This is a genomic window from Kineococcus glutinatus (assembly GCF_039542765.1).
In the GTDB taxonomy this organism is placed as follows: domain Bacteria; phylum Actinomycetota; class Actinomycetes; order Actinomycetales; family Kineococcaceae; genus Kineococcus_A; species Kineococcus_A glutinatus.
This window is the reverse complement of record NZ_BAABIL010000900.1, coordinates 1-927: the sequence shown is the minus strand read 5'-3', so window position 1 is coordinate 927 and position 927 is coordinate 1. Positions and strand designations below refer to the sequence as shown.

General features: G+C 78.4%; 1 protein-coding gene. It reads right to left on the bottom strand.

Annotated elements, in window-relative coordinates:
* Positions 1-224: 224 nt before the first annotated feature.
* On the bottom strand, positions 225-927 hold a 703-nt coding region (locus ABEB16_RS22440; protein ID WP_345714363.1), incomplete at its 5' end, for a VOC family protein.

Sequence of the window (927 nt, the reverse complement as noted above, 5' to 3'; positions counted from 1 at the left end):
GGTGGTGCTCCGGCCGACGGCGGTCCGGTCGGCGGTGCTCCGGCCGACGGTGCGGCGGGCCGCTGGCCGGGCCTGCGGGCGCTGCTGACCCGGCTGGTGCGCCGCCGGTAGGACCGCGACCACCGGTGGCGGACCGGGCCGCCCGCCGGCGCTGGTGTGCGCCGGCGGGGGCGACCCGGCCCGCCGAGCACCGCCCGGCCCCGCAGCGGGCGGTGCGGCAGGGGTCACGAGCGGTCGGGCTGCTGCGTCCAGTCGCTCGCGATGACGGCGAACTCCGCCCCGTGCGGGTCGGTGAGGACCGCCATCCGGCCGTAGGGGGTCGTCTCGGCCGGCGCGACCACCGTGCCGCCGAGCCGCTCGGCGGTGGCCACGGCGGTGTCCGTGTCCGCCACCCCGAAGTAGGGCAGCCAGCCGGGGCGCTCTCCGGGGGTGTCGGGGTCGACGGGCCCGATGCCGCCGAGGTAGACCCCCTCGGCCTCGCCGGGCTGGGTGAAGGTCGTGTACTCCGGGAAGTCCGGCATCGCCTCGTACGTCCAGCCGAACACGGCGGCGAAGAACGCGCGGGAGGCGTCGGGGTCGGTGCTGCGCAGGTCCTCCCACGCCAGGCCGCCGGGCTCGTTGACGAGCGCTGCGCCGATGTGGGTGCCGGCCTGCCACAGCCCGAAGGTCGCGCCCGTGGGGTCGGCGGCGATCGCCATCCGGCCCAGCGGGCCGACGTCGCCGGGCTCCACGACGAGCGTGCCGCCGTGGGCGGTGACCGCCGCGGCCGCGGCGTCGAGGTCGTCGGTGGCGATGTAGACGGTCCACCACACCTGCTCGGCCTGCGCGGGGCCCACGCCGGCGGCGGCGTTCCCCCCGCGGTGCACCGTCAGGTAGTCGCCGTACGCCGGGTCCGGGTCGGTGACCTCCCAGCCGACGACGTCGGCG